The 22,118-nt window shown below is 70.4% G+C and carries 25 protein-coding genes; 17 read left to right on the forward strand and 8 right to left on the reverse strand.

Annotated elements, in window-relative coordinates; translation table 11 throughout:
* The first annotated feature begins 68 nt into the window (after positions 1 to 68).
* The 7 genes from ACLNEE_RS17175 (at position 69) to cbbX (ending at position 7,100) form a co-directional block, all read left to right on the forward strand.
* A complete protein-coding gene (locus ACLNEE_RS17175; protein ID WP_425625269.1) occupies positions 69 to 707 on the forward strand; it encodes a BMC domain-containing protein in 639 nt (212 codons plus the stop codon).
* Positions 708 to 721: 14 nt separating this feature from the next.
* A complete protein-coding gene (locus ACLNEE_RS10270; protein WP_412007060.1) occupies positions 722 to 1,180 on the forward strand; it encodes a ferritin-like domain-containing protein in 459 nt (152 codons plus the stop codon).
* A 94-nt stretch (positions 1,181 to 1,274) separates the two neighbouring features.
* A complete protein-coding gene (locus tag ACLNEE_RS10275; protein WP_412007061.1) occupies positions 1,275 to 3,140 on the forward strand; it encodes an NAD(P)H-quinone oxidoreductase subunit F in 1,866 nt (621 codons plus the stop codon).
* A complete protein-coding gene (locus ACLNEE_RS10280; RefSeq protein WP_411423378.1) occupies positions 3,137 to 4,684 on the forward strand; it encodes an NADH-quinone oxidoreductase subunit M in 1,548 nt (515 codons plus the stop codon). The genes ACLNEE_RS10275 and ACLNEE_RS10280 overlap by 4 nt, the downstream gene beginning before the upstream one ends.
* Positions 4,684 to 5,844 (forward strand): CO2 hydration protein, encoded by a 1,161-nt coding sequence (locus ACLNEE_RS10285; protein ID WP_411423379.1) that lies wholly within the window; start codon positions 4,684 to 4,686, stop codon positions 5,842 to 5,844. The genes ACLNEE_RS10280 and ACLNEE_RS10285 overlap by 1 nt, the downstream gene beginning before the upstream one ends.
* 9 nt (positions 5,845 to 5,853) lie before the next feature.
* On the forward strand, positions 5,854 to 6,114 hold the full coding sequence (locus ACLNEE_RS10290; protein WP_411423380.1) for a 4a-hydroxytetrahydrobiopterin dehydratase: 261 nt from the start codon (positions 5,854 to 5,856) through the stop codon (positions 6,112 to 6,114).
* Positions 6,115 to 6,146: 32 nt separating this feature from the next.
* Positions 6,147 to 7,100 carry a CbbX protein gene (cbbX, locus tag ACLNEE_RS10295; protein WP_411423381.1) on the forward strand — a complete coding sequence of 318 codons (954 nt, stop codon included), beginning with the start codon at positions 6,147 to 6,149 and terminating at the stop codon, positions 7,098 to 7,100.
* Positions 7,101 to 7,109: 9 nt separating this feature from the next.
* Here cbbX and ACLNEE_RS10300 read toward each other — a convergent pair whose 3' ends face one another.
* The gene (locus ACLNEE_RS10300; protein WP_412007062.1) at positions 7,110 to 7,346 is read right to left on the reverse strand and encodes a hypothetical protein; all 237 of its coding nucleotides are present in this window, start codon (positions 7,344 to 7,346) and stop codon (positions 7,110 to 7,112) included.
* 83 nt (positions 7,347 to 7,429) lie between these two features.
* Here ACLNEE_RS10300 and ACLNEE_RS10305 point away from each other — a divergent pair, with 83 nt between their 5' ends.
* Positions 7,430 to 7,915 (forward strand): hypothetical protein, encoded by a 486-nt coding sequence (locus tag ACLNEE_RS10305; protein ID WP_411423383.1) that lies wholly within the window; start codon positions 7,430 to 7,432, stop codon positions 7,913 to 7,915.
* 41 nt (positions 7,916 to 7,956) lie between these two features.
* On the opposite strand, the gene dnaA is transcribed toward ACLNEE_RS10305, so the two are convergent.
* On the reverse strand, positions 7,957 to 9,399 hold the full coding sequence (gene dnaA, locus ACLNEE_RS10310) for a chromosomal replication initiator protein DnaA (RefSeq protein WP_411423384.1): 1,443 nt from the start codon (positions 9,397 to 9,399) through the stop codon (positions 7,957 to 7,959).
* Between the two features lie 59 nt (positions 9,400 to 9,458).
* Here dnaA and ACLNEE_RS10315 point away from each other — a divergent pair, with 59 nt between their 5' ends.
* The 3 genes from ACLNEE_RS10315 to ACLNEE_RS10325 are packed head-to-tail and all read left to right on the forward strand — an operon-like array spanning position 9,459 to position 11,968.
* Positions 9,459 to 10,634 carry a trypsin-like peptidase domain-containing protein gene (locus ACLNEE_RS10315; RefSeq protein WP_411423385.1) on the forward strand — a complete coding sequence of 392 codons (1,176 nt, stop codon included), beginning with the start codon at positions 9,459 to 9,461 and terminating at the stop codon, positions 10,632 to 10,634.
* Positions 10,631 to 11,266 (forward strand): TIGR04282 family arsenosugar biosynthesis glycosyltransferase, encoded by a 636-nt coding sequence (locus tag ACLNEE_RS10320; protein WP_411423386.1) that lies wholly within the window; start codon positions 10,631 to 10,633, stop codon positions 11,264 to 11,266. The genes ACLNEE_RS10315 and ACLNEE_RS10320 overlap by 4 nt, the downstream gene beginning before the upstream one ends.
* Before the next feature lie 3 nt (positions 11,267 to 11,269).
* Positions 11,270 to 11,968 carry a TIGR04283 family arsenosugar biosynthesis glycosyltransferase gene (locus ACLNEE_RS10325; RefSeq protein ID WP_411423387.1) on the forward strand — a complete coding sequence of 233 codons (699 nt, stop codon included), beginning with the start codon at positions 11,270 to 11,272 and terminating at the stop codon, positions 11,966 to 11,968.
* A 45-nt stretch (positions 11,969 to 12,013) separates the two neighbouring features.
* Here the strand turns inward: ACLNEE_RS10325 and ACLNEE_RS10330 are convergent, their stop codons facing one another.
* Positions 12,014 to 12,502: a GNAT family N-acetyltransferase gene (locus tag ACLNEE_RS10330; RefSeq protein ID WP_411423413.1), complete on the reverse strand. Its 489-nt coding sequence runs from the start codon at positions 12,500 to 12,502 to the stop codon at positions 12,014 to 12,016.
* A 36-nt stretch (positions 12,503 to 12,538) separates the two neighbouring features.
* Here ACLNEE_RS10330 and ACLNEE_RS10335 point away from each other — a divergent pair, with 36 nt between their 5' ends.
* Both ACLNEE_RS10335 and ACLNEE_RS10340 read left to right on the forward strand, forming a co-directional pair.
* Positions 12,539 to 13,354 carry an alpha/beta fold hydrolase gene (locus tag ACLNEE_RS10335; RefSeq protein WP_411423388.1) on the forward strand — a complete coding sequence of 272 codons (816 nt, stop codon included), beginning with the start codon at positions 12,539 to 12,541 and terminating at the stop codon, positions 13,352 to 13,354.
* Positions 13,332 to 13,841 (forward strand): VOC family protein, encoded by a 510-nt coding sequence (locus ACLNEE_RS10340; RefSeq protein WP_412007063.1) that lies wholly within the window; start codon positions 13,332 to 13,334, stop codon positions 13,839 to 13,841. Before ACLNEE_RS10335 ends, ACLNEE_RS10340 begins: the two co-directional genes overlap by 23 nt.
* Before the next feature lie 12 nt (positions 13,842 to 13,853).
* Here the strand turns inward: ACLNEE_RS10340 and ACLNEE_RS10345 are convergent, their stop codons facing one another.
* Together ACLNEE_RS10345 and hisG are read right to left on the reverse strand one after the other, a co-directional pair.
* Positions 13,854 to 15,653: an ABC transporter ATP-binding protein gene (locus ACLNEE_RS10345; RefSeq protein ID WP_411423390.1), complete on the reverse strand. Its 1,800-nt coding sequence runs from the start codon at positions 15,651 to 15,653 to the stop codon at positions 13,854 to 13,856.
* Positions 15,653 to 16,312 (reverse strand): ATP phosphoribosyltransferase, encoded by a 660-nt coding sequence (gene hisG / locus ACLNEE_RS10350; protein WP_411423391.1) that lies wholly within the window; start codon positions 16,310 to 16,312, stop codon positions 15,653 to 15,655. Before hisG ends, ACLNEE_RS10345 begins: the two co-directional genes overlap by 1 nt.
* Positions 16,313 to 16,469: 157 nt before the next feature.
* On the opposite strand from hisG, the gene gloB reads away from it, so the two are divergent.
* Positions 16,470 to 17,228, forward strand: coding sequence for a hydroxyacylglutathione hydrolase (gloB, locus tag ACLNEE_RS10355; RefSeq protein ID WP_411423392.1), 759 nt, complete (start codon positions 16,470 to 16,472; stop codon positions 17,226 to 17,228).
* Positions 17,229 to 17,241: 13 nt separating this feature from the next.
* On the opposite strand, the gene ACLNEE_RS10360 is transcribed toward gloB, so the two are convergent.
* Complete coding sequence (locus tag ACLNEE_RS10360; protein ID WP_411423393.1) at positions 17,242 to 18,387, reverse strand: ABC transporter ATP-binding protein; 1,146 nt, start codon at positions 18,385 to 18,387, stop codon at positions 17,242 to 17,244.
* A gap of 26 nt (positions 18,388 to 18,413) precedes the next feature.
* Between ACLNEE_RS10360 and ACLNEE_RS10365 the strand changes: the two genes are divergently transcribed.
* A complete protein-coding gene (locus ACLNEE_RS10365; protein ID WP_411423394.1) occupies positions 18,414 to 18,857 on the forward strand; it encodes a Rid family detoxifying hydrolase in 444 nt (147 codons plus the stop codon).
* 16 nt (positions 18,858 to 18,873) lie between these two features.
* On the opposite strand, the gene ACLNEE_RS10370 is transcribed toward ACLNEE_RS10365, so the two are convergent.
* Entirely contained in the window at positions 18,874 to 19,092 is a 219-nt protein-coding gene (locus tag ACLNEE_RS10370; RefSeq protein WP_412007064.1) for a hypothetical protein, read from the reverse strand.
* A gap of 175 nt (positions 19,093 to 19,267) precedes the next feature.
* Here ACLNEE_RS10370 and ACLNEE_RS10375 point away from each other — a divergent pair, with 175 nt between their 5' ends.
* Positions 19,268 to 19,849: a hypothetical protein gene (locus ACLNEE_RS10375; protein WP_411423396.1), complete on the forward strand. Its 582-nt coding sequence runs from the start codon at positions 19,268 to 19,270 to the stop codon at positions 19,847 to 19,849.
* Positions 19,850 to 19,885: 36 nt separating this feature from the next.
* Here ACLNEE_RS10375 and ACLNEE_RS10380 read toward each other — a convergent pair whose 3' ends face one another.
* Positions 19,886 to 21,205, reverse strand: coding sequence for a DUF2254 domain-containing protein (locus ACLNEE_RS10380; RefSeq protein WP_412007065.1), 1,320 nt, complete (start codon positions 21,203 to 21,205; stop codon positions 19,886 to 19,888).
* A gap of 270 nt (positions 21,206 to 21,475) precedes the next feature.
* On the opposite strand from ACLNEE_RS10380, the gene ACLNEE_RS10385 reads away from it, so the two are divergent.
* On the forward strand, positions 21,476 to 21,922 hold the full coding sequence (locus tag ACLNEE_RS10385) for a TspO/MBR family protein (RefSeq protein WP_411423398.1): 447 nt from the start codon (positions 21,476 to 21,478) through the stop codon (positions 21,920 to 21,922).
* Positions 21,923 to 22,118: the final 196 nt, after the last annotated feature.

Here is a 22,118-nt window from a genome sequence, read left to right on the forward strand (position 1 = left end):
CCAGCTGGTCGCTCCCGTTGCCCTCCAGCTCTCCCCAGTCACCCTTCCCGTCCCCTTCGCGAACCGCCATGGCCACACCCACACCCAGCTCCAGCGCCAAGGCCACCGCTGCAGCGGCAGGCGCCGCGCCCCCACCGCCGGCCACCACGCCGGCCCCACCGCCGGCCAGCGCCGCAGCGGCCACGCCAGCACCAGCAGCCATTCCGGCCCCGGCGCCCGCCAAGGCCCTTCCGGCCTCCAGCACTGCCCGCAGCAGCAGTTCCAGCCGCCCGACACGCACCACCACCCGCCGCTCGTCTGCGACACCCCGTGCCAGCGGGGCCTCCGCCGGTCGGTCCAGCCGTTCTGGCTCAGGCTCAGGCTCCAACCGTCCTCCCTCCAACACCGCCCCCACCTCCATGGCCCCTTCCGTACACGGCATCGCCCTCGGCATGATCGAAACCCGGGGCCTGGTGCCGGCCATCGAGGCGGCTGACGCCATGACCAAGGCAGCGGAAGTCACCCTGGTGGCCCGGGAGTTCGTGGGCGGCGGTTACGTGACCGTGCTCGTGCGGGGCGAGACCGGCGCGGTCAACGCCGCGGTGCGCGCCGGCGCCGACGCCTGTGAACGGGTGGGCGACGGGCTGGTGGCCGCCCACATCATTGCCCGCCCCCACACCGAAGTGGAGCCTGCGATCCGCGGCACTGACGCCACCCGTCGCCTGTGATCCCCATGGACGCCGTGCATCCGCGCGTCCTGGGTTATCTGGGCCGCGCCCTGAGCCTTGAACTCTCCGCGGTCCAGCAGTACATGACCCAGGCCTCCCTGCTGGAGCTCTGGGGAGACACCGAGTCAGCCGGCCGTTTCCGCGAGGAGACCGTCGAGGAGATGCGCCATGCCGAACAGCTGGTGCAGCGGATGCTGACCCTGGGGGTGGCTCCGGCCGCCTCCCAGCTGAAGCCCGTGGCCCATGCCCGTGATCTGGCGGGCCTGCTGCGCCACGACGCCGTGCTGGAAGCGGAGCTGATCAATCATTACGCCGAGGCGGTCCGGTTCTGTCTGCTGATCGGCGACAGCGAGAATGAGTCCTTCTTCCGCACCCTCTGGACTGAGGAACAGCACCATGGCGAGGAGCTCGAGGCCTGGCTCCGCAGCCTCCAGAGCCAGGCCTACCGCGTTCTGGAACGCGCCACCTTCTAGGTCCCGGTGCCGCTGATGGCGCCTTCCGGCCGGCCCCGCCGCTCGCCAGCACCTCGGAAGCACCTCGGACCCTGAGGATTCCCCTCCCACGCCGTTGCACGCCCCCCTGCCCCTTCCCGTTCAGCTGGCCTGGCTGATCCCCCTCTACGGGTTCAGTGGGATGGCGCTGTCGCTGCCCTGGGCCAGCGGCTGGATCAAGCGCAATGGGCCGCGGCCGGCGGCCTACCTCAACATTCTCGTCACCCTGCTGGCCGTGCTGCACGGCAGCGTGGTGGCCCGGATGGTCCAGTTGCAGGGCCCTGCCCACCTGAGCATCCCCTGGTTCACGGCGGGGGATCTCCACCTGGCCATCGGCATCGATCTCTCGCTCACCAACCTGGCTGCCCTGGAGCTGGTCACGCTGATGAGCCTGATCGCCCAGGTGTTCGCCCTGGGCTATCTCGACAAGGAGTGGGCCCTGGCCCGCTTCTACGCCCTGGTCGGATTCTTCGAGGGGGCCCTCTCCGGTGTGGTGCTGAGCAGCAACCTGTTCATGAGCTATTTCCTGCTGGAGATGCTCACCCTCTCCACCTACCTGCTGGTGGGCTTCTGGTACGCCCAGCCCCTGGTGGTGACGGCGGCACGGGATGCGTTCCTGACCAAGCGCGTGGGGGATGTGCTGCTGCTGATGGGGGTGGTGGCCCTCTCCGCCTGGGCGGGCTCGATGGAGTTCACCGACCTGTACAGCTGGGCGGCCGAAGCCCGGGCCACGGGCGGCATCACCCCCCTGGCGGGCACGCTGGTGGGCCTGGGACTGATCGCCGGTCCGATGGGCAAGTGCGCCCAGTTCCCCATGCACCTCTGGCTCGATGAGGCCATGGAGGGTCCGAACCCCGCCTCGATCCTGCGCAATTCGGTGGTGGTCACCGCCGGCGCCCTGGTGCTGCTCAAACTGATGCCGCTGCTGCAGCTCTCGCCGGTCGCCACCGACGTGCTGCTGGCGGTGGGCACGATCAGCGCGATCGCCGGGGCGCTGGTGGCCCTGGCCCAGGTCGATCTGAAACGGGCCTTCTCCTACTCCACCACCTCCTACCTGGGGCTGGTGTTCATCGCCATCGCCCTCCAGCAGCCCGGCATCGCCGTGCTGCTGCTGTTCTCCCATGGCCTGGCCAAGGCGCTCCTGTTCATGAGCGTGGGCAGCGTGATCTCCGCCACGAACTGCCAGGACCTCACCGAGCTGGGGGGGATCGGAACCCGCATGCCGGCCACCTGCAGTGCCTACCTGGTCGCCTCGGCCGGTCTGGTGGGCCTGCTGCCGCTCGGTTGCTTCTGGTGCTATGGCCTTGGGGTCCAGGCCCTGCTGGCGAGTGCCGCTCCGTTCGCCGGCGTGCTGCTGCTCACCAATCTGCTCACGGCCTTGAACCTCACCCGGGTCTACCGCTCGGTGTTCCTGGGGGACCCGCTGCCCAAGACCCGCCGGACTCCGGAGGTGAACTGGCTCATGGCCCTACCCATGGTGAGCCTCACGGTCCTGGTGCTGCTGACGCCCCTGCTGATCGCCCGGCTCGATCCGGTGCCGGGGATCGCCTCCTTCTCCCCGGCCGTGGGGGTCGCCGTTGCCGGCAGCGGTCTGCTGGGGGTGGGCATCGGCACCGCCATCCCCCAGGACCAGTTCTGGTCACGCTCGATCGTGCAGCCGCTGCGCCGTGTTCAGGACCTGCTGGCCTTCGACTTCTACACCGAGCGCTTCTACCGGGCCACGATCGTGGCCCTGGTCAGCGGGCTGGCGCGGCTCACCGACTGGGTGGACCAGCGGCTGGTCAACGGCCTGGTGAACGGCGTGGGGCGGCTCTCGCTCCAGAGCGCCGAGAACCTCAAGCTGGGGGTGAGCGGCCAGTTGCAGTCGTACGTGCTCACGGTGATCGTGGCGATCGTGCTGCTGCTGGCCTCGCTGAGCTGGCTGGCCGGGGGGCTGCCATGACCCCACCACCACTTCCACTGCTGACGCTGCTGCTGCTGCTGCCCTTCCTCGGCAGCCTCGCCCTGCTGGCCTGGCCCGGCCAGGTCAGCGCCGCCAGGCTGCGCGCAGGCTGCATCGCCCTGCTGGTGGCCCAGCTCCTGCTCAGCCTGGCGCTGCTGCTGTGGTTCAACCCCGCCATGGGGGGGTTGCAGCTCCAGGAGGTGCACCGCTGGGTGCCGGGCATCGGCCTGGACTACCGGCTGGGCGTGGATGGGCTCTCCCTGCCCCTGGTGATCATCAACGCGGGGCTCACCCTGGTCTCGGCGGTGTGCACGCGGGAGTTCAGCCGGCGCCCCAGGCTCTACTTCGCCCTGCTGCTGCTGATCAGCGGGGCGGTCAACGGGGCCTTCCTGGCCGACAACCTGCTGCTCTTCTTCCTGTTCTACGAACTCGAACTGATCCCCCTCTGGCTGCTGATTTCCATCTGGGGCGGGGCCCAGCGGGCCTATGCCGCCACGAAGTTCCTGATCTTCACGGCGGTGTCCGGAATGCTGATCCTGGGTGCCTTTCTGGGGCTGGCGCTGTTCACCGGCAACGTCGACTTCAGCCTCACGCCGGTCACCACGGAGCGGCTGGCGATGGGCAGCCAGCTGGTGCTGCTGGTGGCGCTGCTGGTGGGCTTCGGCATCAAGATGCCGCTGGTTCCCTTCCACACCTGGCTCCCCGACGCCCACACCCAGGCGTCCACCCCCGTGTCGGTGCTGCTGGCCGGGGTGCTGCTCAAGCTCGGCACCTACGGGATGCTGCGCTTCGGCATGGGCCTGTTCCCCGAGGCCTGGGCAGCCCTGTCCCCCTCCCTGGCGATCTGGGCGGCGGTCTCGGTGGTGTTCGGCTCGCTGGCGGCCATCGCCCAGCGCGACATGAAGCGGATGGTGGCCTACAGCTCGGTGGGGCACATGGGGTACATCCTGCTGGCGGCGGCCGCCGCCAGCCCGGTGGGCCTGCTGGGCACCGAGTTTCAGATGGTGAGCCACGGGCTGATCTCCGCCCTGCTCTTCCTGCTGGTGGGCATCGTCTACCGCAAGACCGGCACCCGCGATCTGGAGGTGCTGCGCGGACTGCTGAACCCGGAGCGGGGGTTGCCGCTGACCGGGTCGCTGATGATCCTCGGGGTGATGGCCAGCGCCGGCATGCCGGGAATGGCCGGCTTCATCTCGGAGTTCCTGGTGTTCCGCGGCAGCATCGCCACCTATCCGCTGCCCACCCTGGTCTGCATGGTGGGATCGGGCCTGACGGCGGTGTACTTCCTGCTGCTGGTCAACCGAGCCTTCTTCGGACGCCTGGCCATCACCCCCCCCGGGGATCCGGTCCAGGACGCGCGGCTGGACGTGCAGCTGGTACCGGTGGCCCCCCGGGAGACGGTGCCCGCCATTGCCCTCGCCACCGGGGTTGTGGTGATCGGCCTGGCCCCCGCCGCCCTGGGCCGGCTAAGTGAGGCCACCACGGCCGCCATGGCCGCCCTGCCCTCCCTGGCGGCGACCCTCAGCACCGGAGGCGTGGGCTGATGCCGGTGATTCCCGCCAAGCTCACCTTCGATGGGGGCATGCCCACGGCCGCCGAACTCACCCGTCAGTTGCTGAGCGGCGAAACCCTGCTGGCCGAGCGTGGCGATCACCTGCTGGAGGTGGTGGGGGTGCTGGAGAGCTATGGCGAGGTGCTGGATGCCTACAGCATCAACCTGATCTTTCAGGCAGAGCGGCAGTTCCTCAACCCCTTCCCGATCTTCAAGTATCTCGATGGCGATCCCAGTCCCCGGCGGATCTGGCGGAACCTCAACCACGACCGGATCAACTTCGAATACGCCGAATACTGCATGAAGACCATGCTCTGGCATGGCACCGGAGGCCTGGACGGCTACCTCGACTCGGAGGCGTTCGCCGCCAGCTGCCGCATGATCATCGCCCGCAAGCGGCGGCGGGATCCGCTGCTGGCCCTGCTCGATCCGCTGTTTCCGGCCTTCCTGCCCGAACTGATCCGCACGGCGGCCACCACCCATGCCCTGGGCCAGTTCTGGCGGGTGATGAGCGATCTGTTCCTCGACCTGGCCCGGGCCGAGCGCCAGGGCACGGTGCGCTCGATCGCGGCGGTGGTGGACTTCATCCGTGACGGACTGGTGGCAGCGGCCGCCCATCCGATCACCTACGCGGTGGAGCTCGACGGGGAGCGGCTGTGGGTGCTGCCGCCCGAGGCCGGCCTGACCTTCCTGGTGGACGTGGCCGTGCCCTACGTGGAGGCGGTGTTCCTGCGCGGCACCCCCTTCTTCGGCACGGTGAGCTTCAACGCCCAGGCCCAGCAGATCTCCCCCGACCAGGCCCAGTTCGCCTACGGCGCCCTCTACGCCGATCCCCTGCCCACGATGGGCGCCGGCATCCCGCCGAGCCTGCTGATGCAGGACATGTACCGCCACCTGCCCAAGCCGCTGCATGACTGGTACCTCGAGCGCACCCGGGGGGAAGGTGACATCCGGGTCAAGATCTGCTGCAGCTTCCAGAAATCGATGTTCTGCGTGACCAATGCCGCCATCAACGGCACGATGCCCCATCCGCTGGACAGTCCCGATCCGGCCCACCGGGCCGCCAATCGCGCCCATGCCGCCGCCTGGGCTGCCCGGCTCGCCTCCAGCCGCACCAACTGCCTCTCGGGCCTGACCCGAACGCTGGCCTAGGGTCTCGGAATGGACCAGACCTGGACTCCCCGTCCCAAACCCGAGCGTGCCGAGCGGCTGGAGCGGCGCATTGAATTCGCGGACTATCCGGCCACCCGTGACTTCCTGGAGCGGCTGAACGACCTCTGCGAGGCGGAACAGCGCTTTCCGGACATCAGCTTCGGCCGGACCTACGTGAACCTCACGCTCCGGCCGGATGGGGACGACGTGCCCATCGGAGAGGAGGAACACCGCTTCGCCGCCGCCATCGACGCCCTGACCACTCCCTGACACTGCCCCTGACACCACCGCTGGGCCCACCCATGGACACTGACGGAGCCCCCCGCCCCAGCGCCGCCCAGCCGCCCGACCCCGGCAGGTGCGTGGATCTGCGCGAGGCCTACGAGGGGGCCGGTGTCCAGGAGGTGCTCGACGAACTCGACCGGGACCTGATCGGTCTCCGGCCGGTCAAGGCCCGCATCCGCGAGATTGCGGCACTGCTGGTGGTGAACCGGGCGCGCCAGCAGGTGGGGCTGGAGACGGCGCCCCCCTCGCTGCACATGTCCTTCACGGGGCGACCGGGCACCGGCAAGACCACCGTGGCCGAGCGGATGAGCAAGATCCTGCACGGCCTGGGCTACGTGCGCAAAGGGCATGTGGTGACGGCCACCCGGGATGATCTGGTGGGCCAGTACATCGGCCACACGGCACCCAAGACCCGGGAGATGCTCAAGAAGGCCATGGGCGGCGTGCTGTTCATCGATGAGGCCTATTACCTCTACCGACCGGAGAACGAGCGGGACTATGGCGCCGAGGCGATCGAGATCCTGCTGCAGGTGATGGAGAACAACCGCGATGACCTCGTGGTGATCTTCGCGGGCTACAAGGACAGGATGGACGTGTTCTACCACTCCAACCCGGGGCTCTCCTCGCGGGTGGCCAACCACATCGACTTCCCGGACTACACCGCCGGGGAACTGCTGGCGATCGCCCAGCTAATCCTGGCCTCGGAAAATTATCGCTTCAGTGACTCCGCCCGGGCCGCCTTCGCCGAATACATCCAGCGGCGCATGCAGCTCCCCTTCTTCGCCAATGCCCGCTCGATCCGCAACGCCATCGACCGGGCCCGGATGCGCCAGGCCAACCGTCTGTTCTCCCGGATGGGAACGGCACTCACCCGGCAGGATCTGATGACCCTGGAAGCCGAAGACATCACCGCCTCCCGGGTGTTTCAGGGCGAGGTGGAGGGGCTCGACCCCGCCCAACCGCTGACCTGAGCTGACGGATCAGTTGGGGAAGGGATTGACGCTCGGATAGGCGGGCGGCCGGCGGGTGCCCCCTTCGATGCGGGTACCGCAGGTGATGCCGCCATCACTGTTCGTACGGCAATTCTCGGGCTCCACCCGGGCGCCGGCCGGTGGCGGCGCGCCACGGCGCTGCCAGGTCTGGCTCTGGGCCAGCAGGCTGAGTGGGCACAGGGCCAGGCCGGCCCAGGCCAACAGCACGGTCGCGAGGCTGCGCATAGAAGGGAAAAACGGGGTTTGACCTTACCCGCCTGCACGGCCGGAAAGGGCCTCTAGGGTCGGGAGGATTTTCCAACAGTCCTGTGTTCCAGCCGTCCCGCCTCTCCCTGGTGCTGGCCGTGGCCCTGTCCGGCGCCTCCGTCGTCCTGACCGGCGCAGCAGCCTCCCACGCGGAAACCTGCACCTTCCTGCAGCCGATCGGTGGCGATGGCACCAGTCCCATCGTGTCCAAGACCGTGGGTAGGGCCAAGCTGCTCGGCAAGACGAACTGGAACACCGACTTCGTGGTGGACCAGCCCTACACGAGCTACAAGTTCTTCTTCACCGCCAACTCCTCCGATGCGAGCGCGGAATACCCGGTGGAGGGGTACATGAAGTTCACGGATGGCTCCAACCTGCAGGTGATCAACACCACGATGAATCCGCCGATCGGCAAAGGGCAGGAGTTCGGTCCCTTCCAGGCCGTGCCGGAAAAGCAGGCCAGCCAGATGAACTTCAAGGTGGGGGCGAGCAGCGATCCCGGTGCCCTCGGGTTCAGCTACCGCATCTCGGTGCAGGGCTGCCTCTGAGGAAGGCGGGCCGCGGGCCGGCCTGAGCGCGCCCGGCGGGCTCAGCGGCGCTTGCGGCAGTCGATCTGCAGCAGGTCGCGGACCTGCTGCACCTGCCGGGCCAGCACCGGATCGGCATTGAGCTTCTTTTCGATCTGCTCCACCGCGTACATCACGGTGGAGTGGTCCTTGCCGCCGAAGACCTCACCGATGCGGGGCAGCGACAGGTTCGTGTTCTGACGCATCAGGTACATCCCGACCTGGCGGGCCTGGCTCACGGCCCGCTTGCGGCTGGCACTGCGCATCTCGTCCGGGCCCACACCGAAGACATCGGAAACCTTCTCCAGCACCTGCTCCGGCTTGACCTCCACGTCGCGGCCGGCGGGATCGAGCATCGGGGCCACCGATTCCACCGTCATCGGCAGCCCGGTGATCGAGGCGAAGGCCACGGCCCGCGTCAGGGCCCCCTCGAGTTCGCGGATGTTGGAGGTGAAGCGGCCGGCGATGAACTGGATCAGCTCCCGCGGCAGGGCCATCTGCTCCTGCTCGGCCTTCTTCTGGAGGATGGCCATGCGGGTCTCCAGGTCCGGCGACTGGATGTCGGCGATGAGGCCCATCGAGAAGCGGGAGATCAGGCGCTCCTGCAGGCGGGGGATCTGGCTGGGGGGGCGGTCCGAGGCGATCACGATCTGCCGGCCGGCCTCGTGCAGGGCGTTGAAGGTGTGGAAGAACTCCTCCTGGGTGTACTCCTTGCCCTCGATGAACTGGATGTCATCGACCAGGATCAGGTCCGCGGCCCGGTAGCGATCCCGGAAGGCCTGCATCCCGTCCTGGCGGATCGCCTGGATCAGGTCGTTGGTGAAGGTCTCGGTGGAGACGTAGAAGACCTTGGCCTCCGGATTGATCTCCAGGCGGTAGTGGCCGATCGCCTGCATCAGGTGGGTCTTGCCCAGACCGACGCCGCCGCAGATGAACAGGGGATTGAACTCCCGGCCGGGAGCCTCGGCCACCGCCAGGGCAGCGGCATGGGCCATGCGGCTGTTGGGGCCCACCACGAACCGGTTGAACACGTAGCGGCCGTTCAGGCCCGAGCCGGGTGCCGGGCGCCCCTCGCCAACCCGGCGGCCGGCGGACCCGTTGACACCGCCATGGCCATTGCCGCTGCCGGGGGCATGGCCGCTGCCGGCTGCATGGCCACTGCCGGAGGGCGTGCCGATGGCCGGGGGGGGAACGATCAGGCCGGCGGAGGCGTCGGGATCCGCCGCCGCCGCCACGGTGACCTGGAGGGGACGCCCGGCGATCTCGCTGGCCACCGCCTCGATCGTGTCGAGGTAGTTCTTGCGAAGCCAGCCGCAGGCGAAGCTGTTGGGTGCCAGCAGCTGGAGCCGGCTGCCCTCCAGGCCCTGGCAGCGGGCGGGCCGGATCCAGGTCTCGAAGGTGGGTTTGCTGAAACGGCCCTGGAGGGCCTCCTGAACCTGGTGCCACAGCTGATCTCCCTGCTGCACCGACGGCCCCCTTCCCGGGTGCCGAATATACGCAGATCAGCGGGCCTGAGCGGTCTTAAATGGCGCAATCCCACCCGGACGTCCCACCCCCGATGCACCGCCGTCCCCACTGGCCCAGCGCCGGTCTGATCGCCTCGTTGCTGCTGCTGTCGGGTTGTGCCAATGGCCTCCCCAGACTGCCGGACCTGCCAGGCCTGCCGGGGCGGCAGGAACGGGGAAATGTGCGCATCAGCGACGCCCCGCCGGCACCGCCGCTGCAGCCCAGCAACAACGTCATCGTGGACGCCGTCGAGAAGGTGGGCCCGGCGGTGGTGCGCATCGACACCACCAAGCGGGTGATCAACCCCCTGGGCGGCCTGTTCGGCCGGGGGCCCACCATCCAGCAGCAGCAGGGGCAGGGCTCCGGCTTCATCACCCGCTCCGACGGGGTGCTGCTGACCAATGCCCACGTGGTGGAGGGTGCCAGCGAGGTGAGCGTGACCCTCCCCGACGGTCGCAGCTTCACGGGCAAGGTGCTGGGCAGCGACCCGCTCACGGACGTGGCGGTGGTGAAGGTGGTGGCCACGGATCTGCCCGTCGCGCCGCTCGGGGATTCCACCAGGGTGCGGCCGGGGGAATGGGCCATCGCCATCGGCAACCCCCTCGGCCTGGACAACACCGTCACGGCCGGGATCATCAGCGCCATCCAGCGCACCAACGCCGTGGGCGAGGGCCAGCGGGTGCCCTACATCCAGACGGACGCCGCCGTGAACCCCGGCAACAGCGGCGGCCCGCTGATCAATGACCGGGGCAAGGTGATCGGCATCAACACGGCGATCCGCCAGGCCCCGGGGGCGGGACTCAGCTTCGCCATCCCGATCAACGTCGCCAAGCAGATCGCCGCCCAGATCGTGGAGCGGGGCTACGCCAGTCACCCTTACATCGGGGTCCGGCTCCAGGCGCTGACGCCCCAGCTCGCCCGCGAGATCAACGCCACCACCGACGAGTGCACCCTGCCCGAGGTGAACGGGGTGGTGGTGGTGGATGTGATGCGCGGCAGCCCCGCCGCCCAGGGGGGGCTCAAGCCCTGCGACCTGATCGAGAAGGTGGGCGGCCGCGGCGTGCGCAACCCCTCGGAGGTGCAGCTGGCGGTGGATCAGGGCCGGGTCGGCGAACCGCTGGCCGTGGTGGTGCGGCGCGGCAGCGGCACCACCACCCTGACCCTGCGGCCCGCCGAGTTGCCCCGCCAGGAGTGATCACAACGGGCCCACGGGCCCGCCTGGGGGGCCCCCAGCTCGTGGTGATGGCCCGCTGGCCGGCCGCGGGGCGGTGCAAGAGCCGGCTGGCGGCAGGCCTCGGAGCAGGCCGCGCCGCCGCCATCCAGCGGCAGCTGAGCGACCACACCCTGGCGGTCGCCCGCCGGGCCCGGGAGCGGATCGGCTGCCAGCTGGTGCTGGCCGTGCATGGCCTGGGTGCCCGGGCGAGCCGGCGCTGGGGCCTGGAGCTCGGCTGCGATCGGGCTGTGGCCCAGGGCCGCGGCGGGCTGGGCCTGCGCATGCAGCGGCAGATGCTGCGCGCCCAGGGCGAGGGGGCGGGGCGGGTGGTGCTGATCGGCAGCGACCTGCCCTGCCTGGAGAGTGCCGATCTGGAGGCGGCCTTCGAGGCGCTCACGGCCGCCTCCCTGGTGCTCGGACCGGCGGCGGATGGGGGTTACTGGCTGATCGGCCTGGACCGACCGCGGCCCGGCCTGATGGCGGGGATGCCCTGGGGCAGCCCGGCTGTGCTGGCGCACACCCTGGCGGCGGCGCGGGATCTGGAGCTCAGCCCGCGGCTGCTGCGCCAGCGGCACGACCTGGACCGGGCCATCGACCTGGCTCCCTGGCGCTGAGCCATGGCCACTCCCCAGCCCTGGCTGAGCGTGGTGATCGCGGCCCGCAACGAACGCGAGCGGCTGCCGGCCCTGCTGGCCCAGCTGGCCCACCAGTCCCTGCTGGTGCGGGAGGTGCTGGTCGTGGACGGGGGCAGCAGCGATGGCACCGAGCAGCTGGCCCGACTCGCCGGCGCGCGGCTGCTGCGCTGTGCGCCCGGTCGGGGCCGTCAGCTGGCCCTGGGGGCCCGCGAGGCGCAGGGGCCCTGGCTGCTGCTGCTCCATGCGGACGTGCGCCTGCCGCCCGACTGGGCCCCGCGGGTCGGCCGGGCGCGGGGTCGCCGCAGCGGCGTCGTCTGGTACTTCGACCTGGCGATCGGCAACCGCCACCCCGCCCTCCGGCTCGTGGAGGGGGCCGTGGCCCTGCGCAGCCGACTGCGGCAACTGCCCTATGGCGACCAGGGTCTGCTGCTCCCCCTGGCGCACTACCGGGCCTGCGGCGGCATCCGCCCCATCCCGCTGATGGAGGATCTGGACCTGGTGCAGCGCCTGCGCCGGCGGGGCCGGCTGCTCAGCCTCGGCACCGCCCTGCAGGTGGACGGACGGCGCTGGCGGCAGCGGGGGATCTGGACCACGACCCTCTCCAACGCCCGGCTGCGCAGGGCCTGGCGGCGGGGCGAAGATCCGGAGGCCCTCGCCCGGCGCTACTACGGGACACCGTGACGGCCGGGACCCTTGAAGGGAGCTGGACTCAGGGGGCGTACCAGATCAGGGGGCGTACCAGAAGGCGCAGCGGCGCTCCAGGGGCTCCAGTTCCCAGCCCTGGGCCTGGTAGAAGCCCACCACCTCAGGATCGGCGAACAGGCTGACCCGATCCAGCTCGAGGGCGCGGAGCTGGTCGAGCACGTAGACCATCAGCGCCTTGCCCAGCCCGACGCCCTGGTAGTGGGGGTGCACCGCCACATCCCAGACGGTGGCCTCCACCACGCCATCGCCGGTGCAGCGGGCAAAGCCCACCAGCTTCGGCAGGCGGGGATCATGGCGCCAGAGCCCCACCCTCAGCAGGCTGTGCTGCAGGGCCTTGCTCACCCGGCGCAGGGGGCGGCGGCTCCAGCCCACCGCATCACAGAGCTGCTCCAGCTCGTACAGATCGATCTCCCGCTCGGCACTGAGCACCAGATCGATCTGGGGGTTGGGCGTCGGACAGAGCCGATGCTGCTCCCCGTAGAGAGTGGTGAGGAGCTCGGCCGGAACCACGGACAAGTGGAGGGCGGGATGCCACGATCCTGCCTGATGGCAGCAGCTTCCGCGCAACTGCAGATCGCCGAAGGGCGGTTTCCGGCCGGGCAGCGGCCCCTGCTGGTCGCGTTGCACGGCTGGCTGCTGGCCGGCCGCCTCTGGGATCGGCTGGCCGCCGAGCTCGAACCCGATTGGGAGCTGTGGGCACCCGACCTTCCCGGATTCGGGGGTCGGGAGCGGCCGAAGGGTCTGCAGCCGAGCCTGGCCAGTTACGGCGCCTGGGCGGCCACGGAAAGCCGCCGCAGGGCTGGCGACGGACGGCCGATCGTGCTGATCGGCCACTCCCTGGGGGGCAGTGTCGCCCTCCATGCCGCGGGGCATCTGGATGGTCAGCTCGCCGGGGTCATCCAGATCGCCGTGGGGGGCGGGGTGTACCAGCCCCGGCCCTTTGCCCAGGTGCGTCGCGGCGGTGCAGCCTTCCTGCGTCTTCGCCCCCGCTGGCTGCTGCATGTCCCCGGCAGCGATGCCATCCGGAGTCCGCTGCTGGCCGATCGGCGAGCGGCCCAGGGACTGCTGGCCTGCAGCATGCGCCGCAGCGCCGTGCAGCAGCTGCCCGGCCTGACGGCGGCCCTGCGGGTGCCCAGCCTGTGGATCGCCGGCAGCCGCGACCAGGTGATGGCACCGCGCTACGTGCGCCATCTGGCCGGCTATGCCCAGGGGCACGACCTGGCGATGCTCGAGGGTGCCGGGCACCTGCCGATGCTGGCGCGGGTCCGGGATCTGGGGGACGTCATGCGGCCGTGGCTCGAACAGCTGCCTCCACCCTGGAGTGCCCTGCGCCCGCTGGATGGCGGCGGGGGCCGGCCCTGAGCCGAAGCTCAGCATGATGGAGCCCTGGCGATCCGATCCGGCCCGCATGGAGCTGCCCTGCTTTCACCTCTCCATCCCGGCCGAAGACCTGGATGCCACCGCGGCCTGGTACGGGCGGGTGCTCGGGTGTGTGCCGGGACGCCGCAGCGAGGCCGCCCTGATCCTCGATCTCGGCGGTCACCAGCTGGTGGCCCAGCGCTGCGTGGAGGCGCCGCAACAGGACCAGCGGGGCATCTATCCCCGGCACTTCGGCCTGGTCCTGCCGAGCCTGTCGGCGTGGGAGCAGCTGCGCGATGCCGTGGCGGCTGCCGGGGAGAGCTTTGCGGTGGAGCCGAAATGCCGCTATCCGGGAGGCCCGCTCGAGCACCGCAGCTTCTTTCTGCGGGACCCGAGCGGCAACTGGCTGGAGTTCAAGCACTACACCCATGGGGAAGCCGTGCTCGGCTGCAGGGAGCAGGCCGCGGTCGGAGATCCTGACTTCCGCTGACCCCGCGGGGGCTCAGAGGGCCGCCAGGCCCCGCTCCTGCAGGTCCGCCAGCTGGGCGTAAAGGCCGCCCGCCTGGCGCAGTTCGCCGTGGCTGCCCTGCTCGATCAGCCGCCCCCGCTTGAGCACCAGGATGCGATCGGCCGCCTCGACGGTGGCGAGCCGGTGGGCGATGACGATGGCGGTGCGCTGCTGCAGCAGGCGATCGAGATCCCGCTGCAGGGTGGCTTCGGTGGCGGGATCCATGAAGGCGGTGGCCTCGTCCATCACCAGCACCGAGGGGTCCCGGATCGCCACCCGGGCCACCGAGAGCAGCTGGCGCTCACCGGAGGAGAGGTTGCCTCCCCGCTCGCGCAACTCGGTGGCCAGGCCATCGGGCAGGCGGCGCAGCAGTTCCACCAGCCCCAGCTCCGCGCAGAGGCGTTCAAGGTCCTCGGTCGTGATCGGGGCATCCAGCCGCAGGTTGTCGGCCACATTGCCGCTGAACAGGAAGGTGTCCTGCAGGACCACCCCGAGCCGCTGGCGCAGGGTGGGGATGGCCAGTTCGCGGATGTCGATCCCATCCAGCAGGATCCGACCGCGCTGGGGCTCGTAGAGGCGGCAGAGCAGCCGGATCACGGTGGTCTTGCCGGAGCCGGTGGGACCCACCAGGGCCACGTGCTCACCTGGGGTGATGCGGAAGGAGAGATCGGTGAGGATCGGATCGTCCTCCCGGTAGGCGAAGGAGACGTTCTCGAACACCACCTCGCCGGCGCTGCTGCGCTGGCGGCTCGAGCGCACCGCCGCGGCCGAGCGCTCGGCGGCCGGCAGGTCCTGGATCTCGATCGGCTGCTCCAGCAGTTCGCCGATCCGCTCGACGGCCGTCAGACCGCCCTGAATCTGGGTGAAGCGCTCCGCCAGCTGGCGCAGCGGGTCGAACAGCCGCTGGGAATAGAGGATGAAGGTGGTGAGGGTGCCCAGGCCCATCAGTCCGCCGCTCACCATGGCGCCCCCCAGGGCCAGCACCAGGGCGACGGCGACCAGGGCCACCCATTCGATGAAAGCCGAAATGGCGCTGTCGAACAGGATCGTGCCGGTCACCGCCTTGCGGTACGCATCGGTGGTGCGGCCAAACCGGGCGCTGTTGACGGCCTCCCGCCGGAACATCTGCACCACCTCCAGACCCTGGAGGTTCTCCTGGAGATCGGCATTCAGCTGGCTGAGCTCCTCCCGCACGCGGTAGTTCGCCCGGCGGTAGCGCCGCTGCAGCCACAGCATGCCCAGCACCACCGGCACCTGGGAGGCCAGCAGCAGCAGGCCGAGTCGCCACTCGATGCTCAGCATGGTGACGGCGATCACCAGCAGGGTGACCAGATCGGCCAGCACCCCCACCGCGCCGCTGCCGAACACCTCGGCCAGCGCGTCCACATCGCTGGTGAGCCGGGTGAGCAGCTTGCCCACGGGCGTGCGGTCATGGAAGCGCAGCGACAGCGCCATGGCATGGGCGAACAGGTCGTCGCGGATGCGGGCGGTGAGGCGTTGTCCGACCGCCTGCACGCTGTAGGTCTGAAGACCCTGCAGGCCCAGCCGCAGCAGCACCGCCCCCAGCAGGAGCAGCACCAGCAGGCGCAGGGCCTGGGCCACCGGCATGCCGGTGAGCCAGGCCATGGTGGGTTCACCCCGCAGCACGGCGATGGCCTGCCCCACCAGCAGGGGCTGGATGGCGGCCGCGGTGGCCACCGGGATCAGCAGCAGCAGGGTGAACAGCAACCGCTTGCGGTCACGGCCCAGGTAGGGCAGCAGGCGGGCCAGCCGTTGGCGATCGAGCCGGGCCATCAGGCCACCGCCGCGGGAACCGGGGCCACCGACACGGCGGCGATCCGGTCGACGATGGCCTGAAGCTCGCCGCCATCGAGCCGCAGGGCCAGGGGATGGCCCACCAGCCGGGCGGTGGAATGGAACAGATCCTCGATGGCGACCAGGCCGTTCTCCTCGAGGGTGCGGCCGGTGGCCACCAGATCCACGATGGCCTCGCTCATGCCGGTGATCGGGCCCAGCTCCACCGAGCCGGCGAGGTGAATCAGCTCCACCGGCAGGTCGAGGGCCTCGAAGTAGGCCTCGGCACAGCGGGTGAACTTGCTGGCGATGCGGCAGTGGGCGGGCAGATCGGCGGCCCGTCGGTAGGGGCTGCTGGCCTTCACCGCCACGCTCATGCGGCAGCCGCCGAAGCCCAGATCCACCAGCTGGGCCACGGGCAACGGCTGCTCCCGCAGCACGTCGTAACCCACCACACCGAGCTGGGCCTGACCGTAGGCCACGTAGACCGGCACATCGGCGTTGCGCACCAGCAGGGCGCGGGCGGTGCCGCAGGCACTGGGCACCATCAGCTGGCGGTTGCCAGGCTCGAGCACCGCCGCGAAATCGAGGCCCGCCGCCGCGAAGCGACGGACCGAATCCTTCAGCAGGGCACCCTTGGCGAGGGCGACGGTGATCATGGCTGCCCTCCGTTCAGGACTCGCACCCAGGGCATGGCTGGCACCCGGGTCACGGCTCGCACCCCGGTCATGGCTGGCATCCCGATCATGGCGGCCCTCCAGCGATGGTCATGGCCAGCAGGGATCATGGAATGGTGCTGCAGAGCGGACTTTAACGATGGGCCCGATCCCCCGAGAGCCCCTGGAGGTGGTGCTGCTGCCGGTGCTGCACGACAACTATGTGTTCGTGCTCGCCCGGGGCGGCCGGGCCGCGGTGGTGGATCCGGCCGTCGCCCCACCGGTGGTGGCGGAACTGGAGCGGCGGGGGCTGGAGCTCGAGGCGATCCTCCACACCCACCATCACAGCGACCACATCGGCGGCACCCCGGCGCTGCTGCGGCGCTGGCCGGACTGCGCGGTGATCGCCGCCGCCGCCGACCGGGAGCGGATCCCCTTCCAGACCCGGGGGGTGAAGGGCGGCGATCGCTTCACCCTGCTGGAGGAGCCGGTGGAGGTCATCGCCGTGCCGGGCCACACGCGGGCCCACATCGCCTACTGGCTGCCGGCCAGCGGCCACCTCTTCTGCGGCGACACGCTGTTCGCCGGAGGCTGTGGCCGGCTGTTCGAGGGCACGCCCGCGCAGATGCATGGGTCGCTGCAGCGGCTGGCGGCCCTGCCCGAGGCCACCCAGGTGTGGTGCGCCCATGAGTACACCGAAGCCAACCTGCGCTGGGCCAGGGCCGTGATCTCCCCAGCCGATGGGGCCGCAGCGGCGATTGCCCAGCGCCTGGCACGGGTGCGGCAGCTCCGGGCGCAGGGGCAGGCCACGGTGCCGACACGGGTGGGCGAAGAGCGGGCTACCAACCTGTTCGTGCGGGCTGCCTCTCCGGAAGCGCTGGCCACGCTCCGGCAGCACAAGGACCACTGGAGGGGGTGAGGCCGGGGCCAGCTCAGGCGACCTGGAGGGGCAGGCGCAGGGGAAACAGCAGAGCAGGGTGACCGCGCCGCAGCCGCAGGCGGCAGCGCTGCCCCCGGCCGTACTCGAATTCCAGCGGCAGCCGCAGGCGCAGCTTGTCGCTGCCGCACTGCAGCTGGTACAGCCACTCGCGGCCCAGGAATTCCCGGCCCAGCACCCAGGCCTCTCCCATGGAATCCGGCACCAGCTCGATGGCTTCGGGGCTGATCAGCACCTCGTGGTCACCGTGCCCGCCCAGCCCGGCGTCGGGCGCCTGCTGGCCCTCCGCAGGGTGGAGATCGCCCAGGGCGGTGCGCACCAGACCCTGCCGCAGCTCGGCGGGCAGCAGGTTCGCCTGGAGCACGAACCGCCCGACAAAGGCAGTGGCCGGATGATCGACCAGCTGGCGGGGGCTGTCGCACTGGTGGAGACGGCCCTCCCTGAGCACGGCCACCCGGTCACAGATGGCCAGGGCCTCCTCGGGGTCGTGGGTCACGATCAGGCCGCTGGCCCCGCACTGGCTGAGCACGGCCGGCAGCTCGCTGCGCAGCCGCAGACGCACCTCCACGTCCAGGTTGGAGAAGGGCTCATCGAGCAGCACCACGGAAGGGCCCGGCGCCAGGGCCCGGGCCAGGGCGAGGCGCTGGCGCTGGCCGCCGGAGAGCTCATGGGGGTAGCGGTGCTCCAGGCCCTCCAGCCCCAGCAGTTCCAGCAGCCAGGCGGCACGGCTGCTGTCCTGACCGCGGCGCAGCCCGAAACAGGCGTTGCGCCAGGCGTCGAGGTGGGGGAAGAGGGCGTAGTCCTGAAAGACCATGCCCACCCCGCGTCGCTCGGGCACCAGCCAGCGGGAGGGCCCCGCCACCTGGCGGCCGTCGATCAGGACGGCCCCCCGCTCCGGTCGCTCGAACCCCGCGATCAGGCGCAGCAGGGTGGTCTTGCCACAGCCGGAGGGGCCCAGGAGCCCCATGAGCTCACCCTGGCGCAGGGCCAGGTCAATGCCCTGGAGGGTCCAGCCGTCGGCCGGGCTGTTCGGATAGCGGTGCCAGAGGGCCTGCAGCTGCACGTGCTCGCGCTGCTGCAGATCGGCGGGGATCAGCTCGGCAAGGGGCGTGGCGATCGGCGGACGGCCGCGGCGGACCATAGGCTCAGGCCCCATCCTGACGTGGCATGACCTCTTCTGAGCAGCGGAGCACTCCTGCGGAGCACAGCCCCGTCGACACGGCCGTGAACACTGCTGTGAACACCGACGCGGCTCCCGCACCGGTGGGCCCCTACAACCAGGCAGTCCGGGCCGGAGGTCTGCTGTTCTGCTCCGGCCAGATCGCCCTCGACCCTGCCACCGGCGCGATGGTGGGCAATGGCGATGTGGCGCTGGAGACCCACCAGGTGCTGCGCAATCTGGTGGCGGTGCTGGCCGCGGCGGGTGCGAGCCCGGCCCAGGTGGTGCGCACCACGGTGTTCCTGGCCGATCTGGGCGACTTCGCCACGGTCAATGCCATCTACGCCGACACCTTCGATGGTCCGGTCGCGCCGGCACGGGCCTGCGTGGAGGTGGCGGCGCTGCCGAAGGGGGCGCGGGTGGAGATCGACTGCATCGCCGTGCTGGGCTGAGCCCAGGGAGCAGGGCTCAGGAGGGATCCCAGGAACCGTCGGCCTGGGGCTGGGGCTCGACCGGGCATTCCATCAGGGTGGAGGCCACCTGATCGACCTGGCTGAGCCGGGCCAGGATCGCCTGGAGGTCGAGCGGCGAGAGCTCGCCATCGCCCTGCCACTTCATGCAGGTGCTGCCGAGGCAGGTGCCATCCACCGGCTCGGGAACGGCTGGGGGGCGACGCTGGTCATCCATGGATCCGCCCATGTCCTGATATCCACACTAAACCGACTCCGGGGTTTGCGGACGTGCTTCTCCAGGGATGCATCTGGTCACAGTTCGGTTCAGCGCCAGTCATGGAGCAGACACACACGCTGGCTTGATTGGGGTCATCCCCAAGCGGGGAGATCGTCCTCACGCGATGGCCACCATGACCAACCCAACCCTCTGCTCCCGTGTGCTGGCCCTGCTGGGCGGCACCGGGCTTCTGGCCCTGATCGCCGCCCCCTCGGCGGCGCTGGCGGGCCCCGGCGGCTGGCGGACAGCCCAGCAGCCCGCCTATGTGCTGCTGCCGGCCCGCCCGGTGCCCACCCGCACCGTGGTGCGGACCGTGGAGCGCTACCCCCAGCCCCGCTACGTGCAACCTGACTACGTGCAACCGGGCTACGCGCAACCGCGTTACGTGCAGCCCCGTTACGTCGAGACCCGCTATGACGACCGGCGCTACGACGACAGGCGCTACGTCAACAGGGCACCCCAGCGCTACGACACCTACGCCGTTCAGACCGTTCCCTACCGGCGCGAATCGCGGATCGACCAACTGAAGGCCGACCTGGAGCAGGACGCCCGCCGCTGCAACACCGGCCGGCTGGTGGGCGGCCTGCTGGGTGGTGGCGCCGGCTACGTCGCCTCCCAGGATGAAGGCAGGGCCTGGGCCGTGCCGCTGGGTGCCCTGCTCGGCTCCCAGGTGGGCTGCAACGTCGGCGCCGGACGGGGGCCTGCCCCCTGGTAGGGCCGCAGGCGTATGCAGGGAGCTCAGCAGGGGGGCTCAGCCCGGCTGGGCCCAGCCGGCGGCCTGGCGAAGCCTCTCCTGCTCCGCGGCGATCCGCAGGGCCTGCTGGCCATGCTCCAGGGCGAGCCGGGCCTGGGCCCGGGCCGCCTCGCCCACACCCGCCAGGGGCAGCAGGCTGAGGCGGTAGAGCCCCTTCTGCAGGCGCAGCCCAACCTCCAGGGTCGAGGCCCCATCACGTCCCAGGGCCTGGAAGGCATCCTCGAAGAGATCCTCCAGGTCCAGCTCCGGCACCCGGACCCGGTCGTAGCGCGGCGGCCGCGGGGTCTGCCGCTGCCGCTCAGCACAGACCTCGGCCCAGCGGCAGAAGAGCCGCACCAGGGTGCCGATGATGTGGATCGCGGTACCGGGATCGTTGACCGCCGGGGAGAGGGCACGGCTGGCGATCTCCGAAAGCACCACCAGGGCGAAGCGGGGATCGTCATCGAAGGTGCGGCGATCTCCGACCAGGAAGGCGCTCACCAACCGCTCGAGATCCGCCGGGGCTGGGGAGTGGTCGCTGTGGAGGTAGGCCAGCACCCGGGTCGGTGTGACGAACGCGCCGGGCAGGGAGGCCACCTCCACCTGGCCATCGATCTCCTCCGCCAGCAGCTGGAGGGTCCCGAGATCGATGCGTTGCAGATAACCGACCTCGGCGGCCCAGAGGGGAATCGCCCCGACCCCGGCGGGGCTGGCCATCCCGGGATCGGGGGTGGTGGGCAGGGCCCCGAGGCTGGGCTGCAATCCCCGCGCCTCCAGCACCCGCCAGGCCACGGCCTCGATCTGGGCGATGGTGTGGGTGACCCGCCCCAGTCGGGCGATGCGGTCGACCCAGGTGACGAAGCTGAGCACGACCACGGCGAACACCAGAGCCGTGAGCAGGAACAGGGCGAAACGCCCCGTGCGGCCATAGAGACCGTTGAGGAGGGCGATCAGCGCGACGATGCCGAAGATGAACGCCCCGATGAAGGTGGAGAGGGCGTACTGGGAGATGTCATCGGCCACCACCACGGCAAAGGCCCGCGGGGTGGCGACCGTGCCGGCGGAGGCGTAGGCCGAGAGCATCGAGCCGGCGGCGAACACCGCGATCACGAGCATGCTCGAGGAAATGATCCTGAGCAGGGTCTCGAGCGTGTCGGCGCTGATCTCCGGGAGAGGGGCCGCCGGGGCCAGGTGGTCGGCCAGCGCCGCCAGGGCCACCCCCAGCAGGGACACCAGGCAGAGCAGCAGGGGCTTGACCCAGAGCTTCTCCCCCAGCCGGTTGAGGGCGAAGACCAGACGGCCCCAGAGGCTGAGGGCGATGGGATGGGGACGGTTCATCGGCTGGAGGGGTGGCCGCCCCACCGAGCTTCTGCGCGTGCCGTCAGCGGCAGGCCGGTTTCACGATGACACAGCCATGCCGCGCTGACACAGCCATGCCGATGTCACAGGCCCAGGTCGCTCTGGTCGCCGCGTTCGCAGCAGATCTCCCCATCCCACCGCCTGCATGGACCCTCACGCGGGGGACCAGGCCGGCCCAGTCCCCCGGACAGTGGGGCGGACAGTGGGGCGGTGGCTCCGGCAGGGTGAGGGTCCACCGCGCCAGCCGCCGTGCTCGCTCCCCTGTCGATCCTGGCCGTGATGGCCCTGGTGGCCACCCTGCTGAACCCCGGCCGCGAGGACTTCGCCTGGTTTCTGCGCCTGCGCCGCCCGGCCTGGCTGAGCTTCGAGGGACTGATCCCGTTCATCTGGATCGCGATCTACGCATGCTTCTACGGATCGGCGCTGCTCAGCTGGCGCGCCAGCGGCAGCTGGCCGCTGATGCTGGGCTATCTGGTGCTGCTGCTGCTCGTGCAGAGCTACACGCTGCTGATCTGCCGGACCCGCAGCCTCCGCAACGGCACCGTGGTGGGGTTCGCCGGCTGGGTGTGGGGCCTGGCCCTCACCATCGCCGTGGGCCCCGTGAGTGCACCGGGCTGGCTGCTGCTGGTGCCCTACCTGCTGTGGAGCCCAGTGGGCACCCTGGTCACCTGGCAGATGCAGCGCCTCAACCGCTGAGCGGCGAGGCCGCAGACCGCCGATCAGGGCGCCGATGATCCCCACCACAAGATCACCGATCAGGCCGCAACCGCCCCCCTTGACCAGCACGCCGGCCAGCCAGCCACCACACCAAGGATCAGGAACCAGATCACTGTCATGCACCCAAGGGCCAGGTCAGGCCATACGGACCGCTGCAACGCAGTGACCACCGCTA

This window comes from Aphanothece stagnina RSMan2012 (assembly GCF_046764815.1).
GTDB lineage: Bacteria > Cyanobacteriota > Cyanobacteriia > PCC-6307 > Cyanobiaceae > NIES-981.